The organism is Variovorax sp., assembly GCF_035634955.1.
Lineage (GTDB): Bacteria > Pseudomonadota > Gammaproteobacteria > Burkholderiales > Burkholderiaceae_C > Variovorax.
The window spans coordinates 37,045-50,795 of record NZ_DASQBZ010000029.1; the positions used below are offsets into that span (position 1 = coordinate 37,045).

Here is a 13,751-nt window from a genome sequence, read left to right on the forward strand (position 1 = left end):
GGCGTTACCGCTTGGCCGCCTGCGCGGCGTCCCCGGCCACGATCTGCGCGCGGAAAGCCCTGAGCCGCGACTTCAGGCGGCGCTCGTTGACGAGGCCGACGCGCACCATGATCTTCTGGCCGGCGGACATCGATTCGAGTCGCGGGTCGGCAAACTCGTAGTGCGCCCACGGCCGGGACATGGGCGTGTCGCTCTTGACCTCGACACGCGTCAGGCGCACCGGCTCGGCCGGCTCGGGGGCCGCGAGCAGGTGGTCGATGACAGCCACGAGGCGGTCGTTGAAGTAGCGGTCGCCGTAGCCCAGTTCCTCGTAAGCCTCCTGAAACAGCGGGTAGAGCCTGAAGTAGATGCTCGCGGCGGTGGCCGGGTCGACCTGCTCGGCCAGCAGCACCATCGGCGTGTAGCGCGCGGCGTTGTCCGCGGCGATCGCCTGCGCCTCGCCTTCGCCGCTGACCATGAACTGCGGCGACGTGGTCTGCACCGGCCACACGCGCGATGGTGCGTATTCGCGCGGCAGGTTGTCGACGGTGGCCACGAAGCGGCGCACGAACCCGTCCATCGCGAGCATGCTGCCGGCCTTCTTGCCGACCAGGTTGTTGACGGCCGAATTGACCTTGGAATCGGATTCGCCCAGCGGCGGCAGGTTCGGGTCGGGCGGTGTCTGGATGGGGTGCGTCGGCGGCGTGCCGGCGCGTTGCTGGCCCGGCAGCGGCATGTCGGACGGCGGCGTTGCCTCCTGCTGCGGTTCGCTCGGCTGGTCCTCCGGTGGTGCCGGCAGGCTGGAGGAAGACTGCTGCTCCTGGGCCGGCGGCGTCAAGCCGGGAATGTGCAGGTCGGGCCAGCGCCACCAGAGGAAGGCGCCGATGAGCAGCAGGAGAATGAGGATCACGTAGATCCAGGGCGAGGATTCGCGTTGCGATCGTCGCGGTCGGTTGTCGCGTTCGGGCATGGGCCGATCCTATCGTTTGCTGCGGCGGGGTGACATCGGGACGAACGCGGTCGGGTAACTCGCCGTGACAGCGGAAGGTGCGCCGGCGCGGCGCGCGCGCCTGGCCGGCCGGGGCGCGTTCAGCGCCAGCCGGCGGCCAGTTCGCGCGTGATCTGCTGCGCCGGGACAGGCTTGCAGCCGGCGGCATTCTGGCCCGACCACAAGGGGGAGAAATCGCCGCTGCCCCGGGCCTCGGCGGCAGCGCGCAGCGGCGCCACGGCGGCTGTGGCCAGCGGAAATTCGGGCGGCGCCTCGCTCATCGGACCGAGCTCGCGCATGAACCGGTTGACGATGCCGCGCGCCGGCCGGCCGGTGAACAGCCGGGTCAGGGCGGTGTGACGGGCCGCCTCGCTTGCCAGCGCAGCGCGGTGGGCCGCGCTGATGGTCGATTCGGGGCACAGCAGGTAGGCGGTGCCCGCCTGGACGCCGGCGGCGCCAAGCGCCAGTGCGGCGGCGACGCCGTTCGCGTCGGCGATCCCGCCGGCGGCGATCACCGGCTTGTCGATGACGCGCACGATCTGCGGCAGCAGCGCCAGCGTTCCCATCTGCTCGGTCAGGTCGTGCGACAGGAAATGGCCGCGGTGCCCGCCGGCCTCCAGGCCCTGCGCGATGACCGCGTCGACGCCTCGATCGGCCAGCCAGCGCGCCTCGGCCACCGTGGTCGCCGAGGCCAGCACCTTGGCGCCCCAGCCACGCACCCGATCGAGCAGCGCGGGAACAGGCAGGCCGAAATGGAAGCTCACCACCGGCGGGCGGAACTCGGCCAGCAGATCGGCCACTTGCTCGCTGAAGGGCAGCCGGCCGGCGCCGGTGCCGATGCCGGCTGGATCGATGCCGAACTCGGCGTAGTACGGCGCCAGCGCCTCGCGCCAGCGCGCCTCGTGCGACGCTTCGGGCACCGGCGGTACGTGGCAGAAGAAGTTGACGTTGAACGGCTTGTCGGTGGCCGTGCGAATGGCCTGCAGCTCGCGGCGCAGGGCATCGGGCGCGAGCATGGCGCAAGGCAGCGAGCCGAGCGCCCCGGCTGCGCTGACGGCGATCGCCATGGCGCTGCCCTGCGCACCGGCCATCGGGGCCTGGATCAGCGGAAGCTCGATGCCCAGCAGTTCGCGAAGCGTATCGGGTGCCGTCATGCCCGCCCTCATGCCTCGGCGGTGGTGCGCGGCGCCATGCCGGCAATCTGCCGCAGTGCGCGCTCGAATACTTCCACGGGCTGGCCGCCCGAGACAAGGTGCTCGCTGTTGAAGATGATGGCGGGCACCGAATGGATGCCGGCGCCCGTGTACATGCGTTCGCGCTCGCGCGTCTCGGCCGCGAACTCGTCGCCCGCCAGGATCTCGCGTGCGCGTGCAGTGTCCAGGCCGGCCTCGCCCGCCAGGCGCACCAGCAGGTCGTGGTCGGACGGGTTCAGGCCATCGCTGAAATAGGCCTTGAACAACGCTTTCTTGAGCGCGTACTGCTTCTCGAGACCCATCATCTGCGCCCAGTGCAGCAGTCGGTGCGCATCGAACGTGTTCCATACGCGCTTTCGGCGCGCCAGGTCGAAGTCGAAGCCCACGGTCGCGCCGCGCTGGCGCAGGTGCTCGCCATTGGCGCGCACCTGGTCCTCGCTGATGCCGTACTTCTCAGTCAGGTGCTCGATCGAGTCCTGGCCCTCGGCCGGCATGTCGGGATTGAGCTCGAACGGCTGGAAGTGCAGCTCGGCGCGAATGTCCGGCGCCACGCGCGCCAGCGCCTGCTCCAGCGCGCCCAGCCCGACGGCGCACCAGGGGCAGGAGACGTCGGACACGAAATCGATGCGAAGGGTGGTGGCAGTGCTCATGCGCGCATTGTCCACCCGGCGGGCGAAGAACCCAGGGGCGGCGCGGTTACTCCTTCGTCGACATCGGCGCATGCACGAAAGGGGGCGATCTACAATTTCATCAACCAGTTGGTTGAATTTGGAGAACAGCCATGAGCAGCAGGAAGGCGGCGCCGCCGGCCCCCCGGCGCGACCCGGCGGCGACGCGAGACGCGCTGATCGCCGCGGCGACCGCAGAATTCGCCCGCATGGGATTCGCCGGCGCGCGGGTCGACGAGATCGCCGCATCGGCCGGGGTCAACAAGCAGCTCGTGTACTACCACTACGGCAGCAAGGACGGGCTGTACCAGGCCGTGCTCGAGGCGGTCTACGGCGCGCTGCGCGAGAAGGAACGGGCGCTCTCGCTGGAAGACCTTCCACCGGCGCAGGCCATGGCGCAGCTTGTCGGGTTTTCGTTCGACTACCTGAGCGCGCACCCGGAGTTCATCTCGCTGCTCAGCGACGAGAACCGCCAGCTGGGCCAGCACGTGGCCAGTTCCCAGCCCGTGCGCCGGATGCACACCCCGTTCGTCGAGATGATCGATCGCACCTTGCAGCGCGGCGTGGCGGCAGGGGTGTTCCGGCCGGACTACGACGCGGTCAACCTGTACATCTCGATGGCCGGCATCTCGTACTTCTACTTCTCGAACCGGCACACCCTCTCCGTCATCTTCGGCAAGCGGCTGGATGCGAAGGTTGCGCTGGCGCAGCGCCGCCGCCATGTCGTCGAGTTCACCCTCAACGCCCTGCGGCCGGACTGACGCGCCACCCTCCTGCCGCTACTTTTCAACCAGTTGGTTGACATGTCGCCGCCGCGTTTCTATCATGCCTCCCAGCAGGCAGCGGCAGGCGCACGCGGGTGTGCGGCGCAAGGCCACCGGCGCCCATCCTGACGCTGCAGCCGTTCGAAACCCAACAGGCGAGACTGCCATGACATCCTCCGCGCGCACCCAGGCCGCCACCGTCCTGGACGACCTGCCCTTCCCCGAGCGCTTCGAGTCCGAGGCGCAGCTGGACGCCTACCTGGCCACGCCCACGCGGGCGCTGGTGCGCGACCTCGCCGGACTGGACGGCGACCTCCTGGTCCTCGGCGCCGCCGGCAAGATGGGCCCCACCCTGGCGCGGCTGGCGCGCAACGCCATGCCGGCCGGCCGACGCGTGATCGCGGTGGCCCGCTTTTCGGAGCCCGGCGTGCGCGAAGGGCTGGACGCGCAGGGCATCGAGACCATCGCCTGCGACCTCCTCGACCGCGACGCACTGGCCCGGCTGCCGCAGTGCCCCAACGTCGTGTTCATGGCCGGCCACAAGTTCGGCGCCGGCGGCAACCTGCCGCTCACCTGGGCCATGAATACGCACGTGCCCGCGCTGGTGGCCGAGACGTTCCGGCAATCGCGCATCGTCGCCTTTTCCACCGCCTGCGTGTATCCGTTCGTTCCGGTCACGAGCCAGGGCGCCAGCGAGGACGACCTGCTGGCTCCGCCCGGCGAATACGCCAACTCGTGCGTGGGCCGCGAGCGCATGTTCGAGCATTTCTCCCAACGCTACGGCACGCCCGGCCGGCTGTTCCGCCTGAGCTACGCGATCGACCTGCGCTACGGCGTGCTGGCGGACGTGGCGCTGAAGGTGCATCGCGGCGAACCGGTGGACGTCACCATGGGCCATGTGAACGTCATCTGGCAGGGCGATGCCAACGCGCAGGCGCTGCGCTGCCTGGCGGCCGCCACCGTGCCCACCTCGCCCATCAACGTCAGCGGCCCCGAGACGACCTCCATCCGCTGGCTGGCGCAGGAGTTCGGCCGCCTGTTCGGCAAGACGCCCAACATCACCGGACAGGAGGCGCCGACCGCCTGGCTGATGAACACCGGCGAAGCCGAGCGCCTGTTCGGCTATCCGCACGTGCCGCTCAAGCGCCTGGTCGGCTGGGTGGCGGACTGGATCGCGCGCGAACAGCGCCTCTACGGCAAGCCGACCAAGTTCGAAAACCGCGACGGCAAGTACTGAAAAACGCGGCCAGTCCGCAGCTGCACCCCAGGAGTCCTCCATGCCCTTGAACCGATTCGACCTGCCCCGGGAAGTGCTGAGCCTCCTGGCCGACGGCGCCGTCATTCCTGCACATCCGCTGGCGCTGGACGCCAACCGGCGCCTCGACCGCCGGCGCCAGCGCGCCCTCACCCGCTACTACGTCGACGCGGGTGCCGGCGGCCTGGCGGTGGGCGTGCACACCACGCAGTTCGCCATCCGCGAACATGGTCTGTACGAGACCGTGCTGGCCAGCGCCATGGAAGACCGGCTGGCATGGAGCGATCGACCGATGGTCATGATTGCCGGCCTGTGCGGCTCCACCGCCCAGGCCGTCGGCGAGGCGCGCACGGCCGCGGCGCTGGGCTACCACGCCGGCCTGCTCAGCCTGGCCGCGCTCGCCGCGGCGCCGGAGGACGAACTCGTCGCCCATTGCAAGGCCGTGTCGCGCGAGATCCCGATCGTCGGCTTCTATCTGCAGACCGCCGTCGGCGGGCCGGTACTGTCGAGCGACTTCTGGCGCCGCTTCGCGCAGATCCCGAATGCACTGGCGATCAAGGTGGCGCCGTTCAACCGCTACCGCACGCTGGACGTGGTGCGGGGCCTGGTCGATGCCGGCGCGGAAGAGCGTGTCTTTCTCTACACCGGCAACGACGATCACATCGTGCTGGACCTCGCGCTGCCCTTTGTCGCCATGCGCGACGGCGCGCCCGTGACGGTGCGGTTTCGCGGCGGGCTGCTGGGCCACTGGTCGGTATGGACGGCGCAGGCGGTGGCGCAACTGGCGCGCATCAAGGCCGTGCTGACCCAGGGCGGCGGCAGCCTGCCGCCCGAACTGCTGGCGCTGGACGCACGCGTGACCGACTGCAACTCCGCGTTCTTCGACGTGGCGAACAACTTTCACGGCTGCATCGCCGGCTGCCACGAGGTGCTGCGCCGGCAGGGCCTGCTCGAAGGCATCTGGTGCCTGGACCCGGCCGAAGGCCTGGGCCCCGGACAGGCAGCGCAGATCGATCGCGTCTACCGCCAGCACGCCGACCTGAGCGACGACGCCTTCGTGCGCGAGAACCTGCAGCGCTGGCTGTCCTGAGGCGCGCCTGCGGCAAGCCGCCGCAGCGCGCGCCGGCTACACCGACACCAGGAAGTCGCGCAGCGCCCGCGCGAACTCGCCGGGCCGCTCCACCGCGCTGATGTGCGCCGCGTCGACGGTGACCAGGCGCGCGCCGGATATGGCCTGCGCAATCTGCTCGGACATCGCCGGCGGCGTGGCCTCGTCCCGGGCGCCGGCGATCACCAGCGTCGGCGTGCGGATGGCGCGGTTGCTCTCGCGAAAATCGATGGCGGCCACGCCTTCGCAGGCCGCGATGTAGCTGTCGGCATCGTTGCGCAGCAGCGTCTCGCGAAGCCGTCCGGCAGCGGCCGCGCCTTCCGGGGTCGCGACGAACTCGGGCGTGAGCCAGCGCGCCACGGCGCCATCGGCCACCGCCGCCACGCCTTGTGCCCGCACGGTGGCCACGCGCGCCTGCCACGGCGCCTGGTCGGGATAGTGCGCGCTCGAGTTGGCGATGACCACGCTGGCGAGCAGCTCGGGCCGCAGCACCGCCAGGGCCTGCGCGGTCATGCCGCCCATCGACAGGCCGACGAAATGAACCGGCTGGCCACCGGCCTCCTGCGCGATCAGGTCGGCCGCGTCCTGCGCCAGCATCTGCATGGTCATGGGACCGGGCACGCGCTCGGAGCCGCCGTGGTTGCGGTGGTCGTAGCGGATCACGGTATGGCTGGCGGCAAGCAGCGGCGCCACGTCATCCCACATGTGCAGGTCGCAGCCCAGCGCGTGGCTGAGCACGACGACGGGGCCCTGCCCTTCGCGAACGGCGTTCAATCGGGTCATGTTGTTGCTTCCTTGTGGACGGGTTGAAGGGTGGGCAGCCATGCGAAGGCGATGAGCACCAGCACGGCGCCGGCGATCAGCATCGGCATCACCATCGGCCAGGCGCCGTGGCTGTAGTTTGCATCGACGAACCGGGCGGCGATCTGGCCGGTGCAGAAGGCCACCGCCATCATCGCGAAGCCGGACCAGGAGACGGCGCGGCCGGCCAGTTGCGGCAGGTCGCCCACGGCGCCGGCCTGGCCGCATGGCTGGTGGATGCCGTGCCCCATGCAGTACACGGCGTGCCCCAGCAGCAGCGGCCAGGGGCTGGCCGGCAGCAGCGCGCACCCGAGCGCCTGGATCGTCGCACCGCTGATGCTCAGCAGTGCGCCGATGCGCACCGTGCGCAGCGGACCGTGACTGCGCAGCAGCCTGCGGCACAGCGTGGTGCTGCAGATGTAGATGGCCGAGCCGCCCGCCGGAATCCAGCCGTACAGCGCTGGCGAGAAGCCCAGGTAGCCGATGTAGACCATCGGCGACAACAGCAGGAAGCAGAACAGCCCGCCGTAGGTGGCCGCCGCCAGGCTCGACCAGACGCGAAAGCTGCGGCTGGCGAACACCTCGCGCAGGCCGCCGCGCGGCGCCGGCTGCGCCGGTTCGCGCACGGCGCGCGTCTCCCCGAAGGAATGCCAGCACAGCGCCAGGAGCGCGCTGGCGTACACCGCCATCATCGCCAGCACCCAGCGCCAGCCGACCCACTGCACGATGGCCGCCCCCAGGATCGGCGCGACCAGCGCGACCACGCCCAGGCCGGTGAGCCCGCGCGCCATCACGTGCGGGCCTTCGTGCGCCGGGAACAGGTCGCGCACGGCGGCACGGGCGCACACCAGAATGGCGGCCATGGCCGCGCCCTGCAGCGCGCGCACGCCGGCAAGCACCTCGACGTTCGGCGCGAGCGCGCCGCCGAGCGCCGCGAGCACGTAGAGCGACAGGCCGCCGAGCAGCACCGGGCGCCGGCCGATGCGGTCGGCCAGCAGGCCGATCGGGATCTGCGCGATGCCGAAAGCCAGCACGAACATGGTCAGGCTGGTGCTGGCCGAGCCGAGGTCGTTGGCGATCTCCGGCAGGGCCGGCAGGTAGCTGTCGGTGGCCACCGGTTGCGCCGCCAGCAGCAGCGGCAGCAGCCAGACGAAATCGATGGTCCCCGGCCGCGTCACGGCGCCGGATCCAGCAGGCCTTTTTCCTTGAGTACGGCGGCCGCCAGGCCGAAGGCATGGTTGGCAGCGGGCACGCCAACGTAGATGGCCGACATCATGATCACTTCCTTGATGTCGTCCGGGGTCAGCCGCGATTCGGGCGGACCGTCGAGCGCGGCGCGCACGTGCATGACGAATTCCTCGAAGGCCTTCACCCCGAGGAGCATGGACAGCACCATGAAGCGGCGCGTCTTGTCCCCCAGCGCCGGGCGGCCCCAGATGTCGTTCCAGGCATGGCGGGTGATGAGTTCCTGGAACTCGCTGTTGAAGCTGTTGCGGTTGGCCAGCGAGCGGTCGACCCAGGCGTCGCCCAGCACGCGGCGGCGGTTGACCATGCCCGATTCGTAGTCGCCGGCGGGCGGGGCCTTGTTCTCGTCGCTCATTGCGCGGTGTCTTTCTTGGATGGCTTGAAGTTGTCGGATGCCTGCCGGCGCAACGCCTGCACCTGGGCCAGGGCCTGCTCGCCGGCGGCCTGGGCCAGGGCCGGGTCGAACCATTCGTTGGCGGCCTGCGCGGGCAATTCGGCGCGCAGGTGGTCGATGTTGGCACGCATCCGCGCCGCGTTCACGACCAGGCCCGGCAAGGCCCCCGCGAGCGCCCGGACACTGCCGTGCGCGCTGGCGAGCAGGCCGGGCCACTCGGCCAGTTCGGCCTGCCACGGGCCGAGCGCGCGCTCGTGCACCTGCGGCATGGCGGCCAGCAAGGCGGCGACCCGCTGCGGCGCCCGCTGCGCCGCGGCCAGCGCCACCATCGAGGCGACCGGATTGCGCTTGTGCGGCATCGCCGACGAACCGCCGCGCCCGGGCTCCGTGGGTTCGGCCAGTTCGCCGACCTCGTACTGGCCCATCAGCGCGATGTCGGCCGCGATCTTGCCCAGGCTGCCCACGAGAAGCCCCAGCTGGCAGCCCAGCGCCACCCATTCGTCGCGCTGCGTGTGCCAGGTGGCGCCGCCGTCGCGCAGGCCGAGTGCGCGCGCCAGGTTGCTGCGCACCGCATCGCCCTGCCCTTTCATCTGCGCCAGCGTGCCGACGGCGCCGCCCAGCTGAACCTGCAGCGCCTGAGCCGCGGCCGCGGCGATGCGCCCCTGTGCCCGCACCAGCGGCGCGGCCCACCCGGCGCACTTGAAACCGAAGCTGGTGACCGAGGCCGGCTGCATCAGCGTGCGCGCCAGCACCGGCGTGTGCGCATGCTGCGGCGCCAGCGCCAGCAATGCGTCGATGGCGCGTTGCAGGTCCGCCTCGATCAACGCCAGCGCCTCGCGCGTGACGAGCACGGTGGCGCTGTCGATCACGTCCTGGCTGGTGCTGCCCAGGTGGACGTAAGGCAGCGCGTCGGGCTGCTGCAACTGCACGACTTCCTTGAGCCGCTTGACCAGCGGAATGGCCACGCTGCCGGCACGCCCGCTCTCGCGCACCAGGGCTGGCACGTCGAACAGCTCGACGCGGCAGCAGGCCTCGATGCCTTGCGCGGCGACGTCGGGAATGAGGGCGGCTTGCGCCTGTGCGCGGGCCAGCGCCGCCTCGAACCGCAGCATGGCCGCCACGAAACGCGCGTCACCCAGCACGTCCAGCATGTCGGGAGTGGAGAGGAAGCCTTCGAAGATGCTCATGGTTCAGTCGGCCAGGACGGTCTCGATCTCGGTCTTCACTTCGGTCATGAGCTTGTGCACCGGGCATTTGCCGGCGACCCGCAGCAGCTCGGCGCGTTGCGCCTCGGTCAACGGGCCTTGCAGATGCAGCGTGGCCTTCATGCGATAGACGCCCTGCCGTTCCTCGCTGTTGTCGCTTTCCACCTCGACCTCGACGCCTTCGAGCGGCATCTTGCGCCGACGTGCATAGATGATCGCGGTCAGCGCCTTGCATGCGCCCAGCGCGCTGTCGTACAGGTCGTGCGCGCCCGGACCTTCGTCGCCGCCGCCATCGGCCACGGAGGCGTCGACGGTGAGATGGTGCCGGCCTGCGGTGACGGTCTGCCGGGTGCCGCCCGGCTCGTCGGTTCGCACTGAGATCTTCATGATTTTCCTTTTCGTTGCCGCGGCGGGCCGCATGCGCCCCGTCCGGATTGCGCCGCATCTTACTTTTCGGCGCCCGGCCCGGCGGCGCTGTCGGGTACGCGACGCACGGGGCCGGCGCGTGGCATGCGTCATGCATGATCCGGGTGCATGAGCCTGCCCACAGAAAATACCCTGGACGAACGCGACGGCCGCTACCTGCGCAAGGCCATCGTCTGGTCGCACGCCGGACGGCGACGCGGCAACCGCCCCTTCGGCGCCGTGATCGTCTCCAGCGACGGCGAAATACTCGCCGAAGCCTGCTGCGACTCGGCGGAGACCGGCGACTGCACCGGCCACGCCGAAGTCAACGCGATCCGCCGGCTCGCCGGGCGCGGCCTGTCGCGCGACGAACTGGCGCAAGCCACCCTCTACTCATCCTCCGAGCCCTGCGTGATGTGCGCCGGCGCGATCTTCTGGTCGGCCATCGGCCGGGTGGTGTTCGGCATCGACGCGGGTCGCCTGCGCGCCTTCCGGGGCGAGCATGCCGACCAGCGCGACGCCGAGCTGTCCTGCCGCGACGTGTTCCGCGCCTCGCCCAACCCCATCGAGTGCATCGGCCCGGCGCTGATCGACGAGGCGTCGGCCGCCCACATGGGCGCCTGGAAAGACTGATGGGCTGGCATGCCCGGCTGTCGCTCGACTACAGCCTCGACGCCGAGCGGCAGCGCACGATCGCCCGCCATCGCCACAGCGGCCCGCTGCGGGTGCTGCAGAGCCTCTACCCGGAAGGCGACGCGGTCTGCCACAACGTGCTGATCCATCCGCCGGGGGGCCTGGTCGGCGGCGACGTGCTGGACATCGACCTGCAGGCCGGCTCCGGCAGCCACGGCCTGGTGACCACGCCCGGCGCCAGCCGCTTCTACCGCAGCGAAGGCGAGCCGGCGGTGCAGCGCACGCGGCTGCGCCTGGCGCCCGGCGCCCGGCTCGAATGGCTGCCGCTGGAGGCCATCTGCTACAGCGCCTGCCGGGCGGGCAACCATCTTCGAATCGAGGCCGATCCAGGCGCCGAACTGATCGGCTGGGACGTGGTCGCGCTCGGCCTGCCGGGCGCCAGCCAGCCGTTCGCTGCGGGCAGCCTGCAGCAGCACGTCGAGGTGCCCGGCGTGTGGCTCGAGCGCGGGCGCATCGACGCGGGCGACAAGCGGCTGCTCGACGGCCCGCTCGGCCTCGGGGGCCATCGCTGCATGGCTTCGCTGTTCCTGGTGAGCGGCTCGCCGCTGCCGCGCGCGCGGCGCGAAGCGGCGCTGGACGCGGCCAGGGCGCAATGCGAGGCCAGCGCGCTGGCCGGCAGCAGTGGCGTCACCAGCACGCACGCCCAGGTCGTGGTCGTGCGCGTGCTGGCGCCGCTGGTGGAGCCGGCCATGGCGCTGCTGCGCCAGATCTGGCAGGCCTGGCGCGTCCAACTCTGGCAGATGCCGCCGACGCTGCCGCGCATCTGGTCGATGTAGCGGACCGACGCGCCTGTCGCGACGCGTCGCAAACCGTCACAACTTGAAAGACAACAGCGCCGGATCGGCTGACAGAATGAGGCGCGGGAATGCGAACTTCCGGCCTCATTCCTTCTCCGTCAGACCATGGCTCTCAACCCCGCAATGGATGCACTCAACGAGCGTATCGGCTTCGCCGAAATGCTCGTCATGCTCGTGCGCCAGCGCTGCGCCGATTCCGGCTCCAACCGTACTTCCCGCACCGGCCTGCACCTGCGCGTGCCGGTGGACGAGCGGCCGTCGGTGCGGCGCGGCCTGGACGCGCTGATCGAGCACGGCGTTCTGGGCACCAGCGGCGGCGACATCGGCCTGACCCTGCAAGGCCGCGCCTTCCTGGCCTACTGCAGGCGCCTGCGCGGCGAACCGCACGGGCCGGGCGACCTGAACGACCTCGACACGGTCCATCGCCTGGTAACCGCCATCGAGGACGACGAGCGCCTCGACTCCGACCAGACGCCCGACGAGGTGCGCACGCTGCCCGGTCGGCTGGAGGAACATCGCGAACGCAAGCGTTCCGGCTCGTTCCGCTTCTGGGTCATGCTGGCGGTCGTCCTCGCCGTGCTCTGCGTGGTGCTCCTGGCGCTGCCGCCGCGCTGAACGCCCGCAGCCGGTGCGCGCACGCAACGGCGCACAGGCCTACACTGTCGCGGCGCAACGCCCCGGCGGCATGCGCAACACCGCATGCAGCATCCCGGCATCGAGCATCTCCAGGATATGGCGCTCTTCGGCGGCGTCAGCGCCGAAGCGCTCGCGCTGCTGCTCGAAGGCGCCCGCACCCTGGAGCGCCCCGCCGGTGGCTTCTTCCTGCGCGAAGGCGACGTCAGCGGCGGCCTGTACCTGCTGCTCGACGGCGCGGTGGCGGTCCGCCGCCGCTGGGGCGATCGGGAGATCCTGCTGCGCCGCCTGCAGGCCGGCGACTGCTTCGGCGAGATGATGCCGCTGGACCTGAACCCACGCAGCGCCACCGTACAGGCCACGGCGCCGAGCACGGCGCTCGAGATCGGCGCCGAGCAGATGCTGCGCCTGTTCGAGCAGGGACCGCGGGAGTTCGCCCTGATCCAGATGAACATCGCGCGCGAACTCAGCCGCCGCCTGCGCCGCGTGTACGCACAACTGTTCGGCGTTACGAGCGATGCGGACCGCGCGCTGGTCGAGCGGATCTTGCAGCGCGAGAGCGACTGAACTGCCCGCGATCCGCGGCGAGCAAGTTCCGCGCGGCGGTCGGCGCGATTTCAGCCGTGGCTGTCCATCATGATGTCCGCACTGAGGCGGCGGTGGTGCCAGAACATGCCGTGGATGCGCTCGCGCAACAGGTGCAGCGCCTCGGGGCTGAGGTTGTCGAAGTGCAGCAGGAGCGCCGGCTGGGAGCCGTCGCCGGGCATGGGGTCGAGTCCGGAAGGTTCGGGAAACCCGTACTTGCCGAGAAACTGGCGGACCTCGTCGTCGGAGGTACCGGGTTCGATGTTGCCGAGCAGCAGGCGCGTCATGAAGTTCTCCTGACGTGCCACTCTCTCACCAAGCGGCACGGGCCGCAAGTCGGCGCTCAGATGGCGACGAGCTGGCGCACGCCCTGCGCCTCCATGTCCTTGCCGAGCCCGCGCGCGATCACCTCGCCGCGCTCCATGACGAGGTAGTCGTCGGCCAGCTCCTGCGCGAAATCGTAGTACTGCTCGCACAGCAGGATGGCCATGTCGCCCCGCTCGGCCAGCATGCGGATCACGCGCCCGATGTCCTTGATGATCGACGGCTGGATGCCCTCGGTCGGCTCGTCGAGGATCAGCAGGCGGGGACCGGGCGCCAGTGCACGCGCGATCGCCAACTGCTGCTGCTGGCCGCCCGACAGGTCGCCGCCGCGCCGGTGCAGCATCTGCCGCAGCACCGGGAACAGCTCGAAAAGGTGCGGCGGGATCGGCGTGCCGGCGCTGCGATAGGCCAGGCCCATGCGCAGGTTCTCCTCGACCGTCAGGCGCGCGAAGATCTCGCGGCCCTGCGGCACGAAGCCCATGCCGGCACGCGCGCGCTCGTAGGGCGTGCGCCGCTGCACCGGCTGGCCACCGAATTCGATGCTGCCGCTCCGAATCGGCACCAGGCCCATGATCGACTTGAGCAGCGTGGTCTTGCCCACGCCGTTGCGGCCCAGCAGCACGGTCACCTTGCCGGCCTGCGCCTGCAGGCTCACGTCGCGCAGGATGTGCGAGCCGCCGTAGTACTGGTGGATGTTCTTGACTTGCAGCATCT

The 13,751-nt window shown here is 70.6% G+C and carries 17 protein-coding genes; 7 read left to right on the forward strand and 10 right to left on the reverse strand.

Annotation, left to right across the window (positions count from 1 at the left end):
* Positions 1–4 precede the first annotated feature (4 nt).
* The 3 genes from VES41_RS19695 to VES41_RS19705 form a co-directional block, all read right to left on the reverse strand.
* Entirely contained in the window at positions 5–949 is a 945-nt protein-coding gene (locus VES41_RS19695; RefSeq protein ID WP_324820534.1) for a DUF3014 domain-containing protein, read from the reverse strand.
* 119 nt (positions 950–1,068) lie between these two features.
* On the reverse strand, positions 1,069–2,121 hold the full coding sequence (locus VES41_RS19700) for a nitronate monooxygenase (protein ID WP_324820536.1): 1,053 nt from the start codon (positions 2,119–2,121) through the stop codon (positions 1,069–1,071).
* Between the two features lie 8 nt (positions 2,122–2,129).
* Positions 2,130–2,810 (reverse strand): DsbA family oxidoreductase, encoded by a 681-nt coding sequence (locus VES41_RS19705; protein ID WP_324820538.1) that lies wholly within the window; start codon positions 2,808–2,810, stop codon positions 2,130–2,132.
* Between the two features lie 131 nt (positions 2,811–2,941).
* On the opposite strand from VES41_RS19705, the gene VES41_RS19710 reads away from it, so the two are divergent.
* The 3 genes from VES41_RS19710 to VES41_RS19720 all read left to right on the forward strand — a co-directional run bounded on the left by VES41_RS19710 (position 2,942) and on the right by VES41_RS19720 (position 5,937).
* On the forward strand, positions 2,942–3,589 hold the full coding sequence (locus tag VES41_RS19710) for a TetR/AcrR family transcriptional regulator (protein ID WP_324820540.1): 648 nt from the start codon (positions 2,942–2,944) through the stop codon (positions 3,587–3,589).
* Positions 3,590–3,758: 169 nt separating this feature from the next.
* On the forward strand, positions 3,759–4,829 hold the full coding sequence (locus tag VES41_RS19715; protein ID WP_324820542.1) for an NAD(P)-dependent oxidoreductase: 1,071 nt from the start codon (positions 3,759–3,761) through the stop codon (positions 4,827–4,829).
* A 40-nt stretch (positions 4,830–4,869) separates the two neighbouring features.
* Entirely contained in the window at positions 4,870–5,937 is a 1,068-nt protein-coding gene (locus tag VES41_RS19720) for a dihydrodipicolinate synthase family protein (protein ID WP_324820544.1), read from the forward strand.
* A gap of 36 nt (positions 5,938–5,973) precedes the next feature.
* On the opposite strand, the gene VES41_RS19725 is transcribed toward VES41_RS19720, so the two are convergent.
* The 5 genes from VES41_RS19725 to VES41_RS19745 are packed head-to-tail and all read right to left on the reverse strand — an operon-like array spanning position 5,974 to position 9,987.
* A complete protein-coding gene (locus VES41_RS19725; RefSeq protein ID WP_324820546.1) occupies positions 5,974–6,738 on the reverse strand; it encodes an alpha/beta fold hydrolase in 765 nt (254 codons plus the stop codon).
* Positions 6,735–7,934: an MFS transporter gene (locus VES41_RS19730; protein WP_324820548.1), complete on the reverse strand. Its 1,200-nt coding sequence runs from the start codon at positions 7,932–7,934 to the stop codon at positions 6,735–6,737. The genes VES41_RS19725 and VES41_RS19730 overlap by 4 nt, the downstream gene beginning before the upstream one ends.
* The gene (locus VES41_RS19735; RefSeq protein ID WP_324820550.1) at positions 7,931–8,356 is read right to left on the reverse strand and encodes a carboxymuconolactone decarboxylase family protein; all 426 of its coding nucleotides are present in this window, start codon (positions 8,354–8,356) and stop codon (positions 7,931–7,933) included. Before VES41_RS19735 ends, VES41_RS19730 begins: the two co-directional genes overlap by 4 nt.
* A complete protein-coding gene (gene pcaB / locus VES41_RS19740) occupies positions 8,353–9,582 on the reverse strand; it encodes a 3-carboxy-cis,cis-muconate cycloisomerase (RefSeq protein ID WP_324820553.1) in 1,230 nt (409 codons plus the stop codon). The genes VES41_RS19735 and pcaB overlap by 4 nt, the downstream gene beginning before the upstream one ends.
* A gap of 3 nt (positions 9,583–9,585) precedes the next feature.
* The gene (locus VES41_RS19745; protein ID WP_324820556.1) at positions 9,586–9,987 is read right to left on the reverse strand and encodes an OsmC family protein; all 402 of its coding nucleotides are present in this window, start codon (positions 9,985–9,987) and stop codon (positions 9,586–9,588) included.
* Between the two features lie 147 nt (positions 9,988–10,134).
* Here VES41_RS19745 and VES41_RS19750 point away from each other — a divergent pair, with 147 nt between their 5' ends.
* The 4 genes from VES41_RS19750 (at position 10,135) to VES41_RS19765 (ending at position 12,695) form a co-directional block, all read left to right on the forward strand.
* Positions 10,135–10,638, forward strand: coding sequence for a nucleoside deaminase (locus VES41_RS19750; protein ID WP_324820558.1), 504 nt, complete (start codon positions 10,135–10,137; stop codon positions 10,636–10,638).
* On the forward strand, positions 10,638–11,474 hold the full coding sequence (locus tag VES41_RS19755; protein ID WP_324820560.1) for an urease accessory protein UreD: 837 nt from the start codon (positions 10,638–10,640) through the stop codon (positions 11,472–11,474). Before VES41_RS19750 ends, VES41_RS19755 begins: the two co-directional genes overlap by 1 nt.
* Positions 11,475–11,600: 126 nt before the next feature.
* Entirely contained in the window at positions 11,601–12,110 is a 510-nt protein-coding gene (locus VES41_RS19760) for a hypothetical protein (RefSeq protein ID WP_324820561.1), read from the forward strand.
* 84 nt (positions 12,111–12,194) lie between these two features.
* Positions 12,195–12,695, forward strand: coding sequence for a cyclic nucleotide-binding domain-containing protein (locus VES41_RS19765; protein ID WP_324820563.1), 501 nt, complete (start codon positions 12,195–12,197; stop codon positions 12,693–12,695).
* A 50-nt stretch (positions 12,696–12,745) separates the two neighbouring features.
* Here VES41_RS19765 and VES41_RS19770 read toward each other — a convergent pair whose 3' ends face one another.
* Together VES41_RS19770 and urtE are read right to left on the reverse strand one after the other, a co-directional pair.
* Positions 12,746–13,000 carry an RNA-binding protein gene (locus tag VES41_RS19770; RefSeq protein ID WP_324820565.1) on the reverse strand — a complete coding sequence of 85 codons (255 nt, stop codon included), beginning with the start codon at positions 12,998–13,000 and terminating at the stop codon, positions 12,746–12,748.
* A 56-nt stretch (positions 13,001–13,056) separates the two neighbouring features.
* Positions 13,057–13,749: an urea ABC transporter ATP-binding subunit UrtE gene (gene urtE / locus VES41_RS19775; RefSeq protein ID WP_324820567.1), complete on the reverse strand. Its 693-nt coding sequence runs from the start codon at positions 13,747–13,749 to the stop codon at positions 13,057–13,059.
* Positions 13,750–13,751 lie beyond the last annotated feature (2 nt).

Excerpts from the sequence above, each read along its gene's own strand:
- VES41_RS19695 (WP_324820534.1), bottom strand. The coding sequence starts at position 949 with ATGCCCGAACGCGACAACCGACCGCGACGATCGCAACGCGAATCCTCG.
- VES41_RS19700 (WP_324820536.1), bottom strand. The coding sequence starts at position 2,121 with ATGACGGCACCCGATACGCTTCGCGAACTGCTGGGCATCGAGCTTCCG.
- VES41_RS19705 (WP_324820538.1), bottom strand. The coding sequence starts at position 2,810 with ATGAGCACTGCCACCACCCTTCGCATCGATTTCGTGTCCGACGTCTCC.
- VES41_RS19710 (WP_324820540.1), top strand. The coding sequence starts at position 2,942 with ATGAGCAGCAGGAAGGCGGCGCCGCCGGCCCCCCGGCGCGACCCGGCG.
- VES41_RS19715 (WP_324820542.1), top strand. The coding sequence starts at position 3,759 with ATGACATCCTCCGCGCGCACCCAGGCCGCCACCGTCCTGGACGACCTG.
- VES41_RS19720 (WP_324820544.1), top strand. The coding sequence starts at position 4,870 with ATGCCCTTGAACCGATTCGACCTGCCCCGGGAAGTGCTGAGCCTCCTG.
- VES41_RS19725 (WP_324820546.1), bottom strand. The coding sequence starts at position 6,738 with ATGACCCGATTGAACGCCGTTCGCGAAGGGCAGGGCCCCGTCGTCGTG.
- VES41_RS19735 (WP_324820550.1), bottom strand. The coding sequence starts at position 8,356 with ATGAGCGACGAGAACAAGGCCCCGCCCGCCGGCGACTACGAATCGGGC.
- pcaB (WP_324820553.1), bottom strand. The coding sequence starts at position 9,582 with ATGAGCATCTTCGAAGGCTTCCTCTCCACTCCCGACATGCTGGACGTG.
- VES41_RS19745 (WP_324820556.1), bottom strand. The coding sequence starts at position 9,987 with ATGAAGATCTCAGTGCGAACCGACGAGCCGGGCGGCACCCGGCAGACC.
- VES41_RS19750 (WP_324820558.1), top strand. The coding sequence starts at position 10,135 with ATGAGCCTGCCCACAGAAAATACCCTGGACGAACGCGACGGCCGCTAC.
- VES41_RS19755 (WP_324820560.1), top strand. The coding sequence starts at position 10,638 with ATGGGCTGGCATGCCCGGCTGTCGCTCGACTACAGCCTCGACGCCGAG.
- VES41_RS19760 (WP_324820561.1), top strand. The coding sequence starts at position 11,601 with ATGGCTCTCAACCCCGCAATGGATGCACTCAACGAGCGTATCGGCTTC.
- VES41_RS19765 (WP_324820563.1), top strand. The coding sequence starts at position 12,195 with ATGCAGCATCCCGGCATCGAGCATCTCCAGGATATGGCGCTCTTCGGC.
- VES41_RS19770 (WP_324820565.1), bottom strand. The coding sequence starts at position 13,000 with ATGACGCGCCTGCTGCTCGGCAACATCGAACCCGGTACCTCCGACGAC.
- urtE (WP_324820567.1), bottom strand. The coding sequence starts at position 13,749 with ATGCTGCAAGTCAAGAACATCCACCAGTACTACGGCGGCTCGCACATC.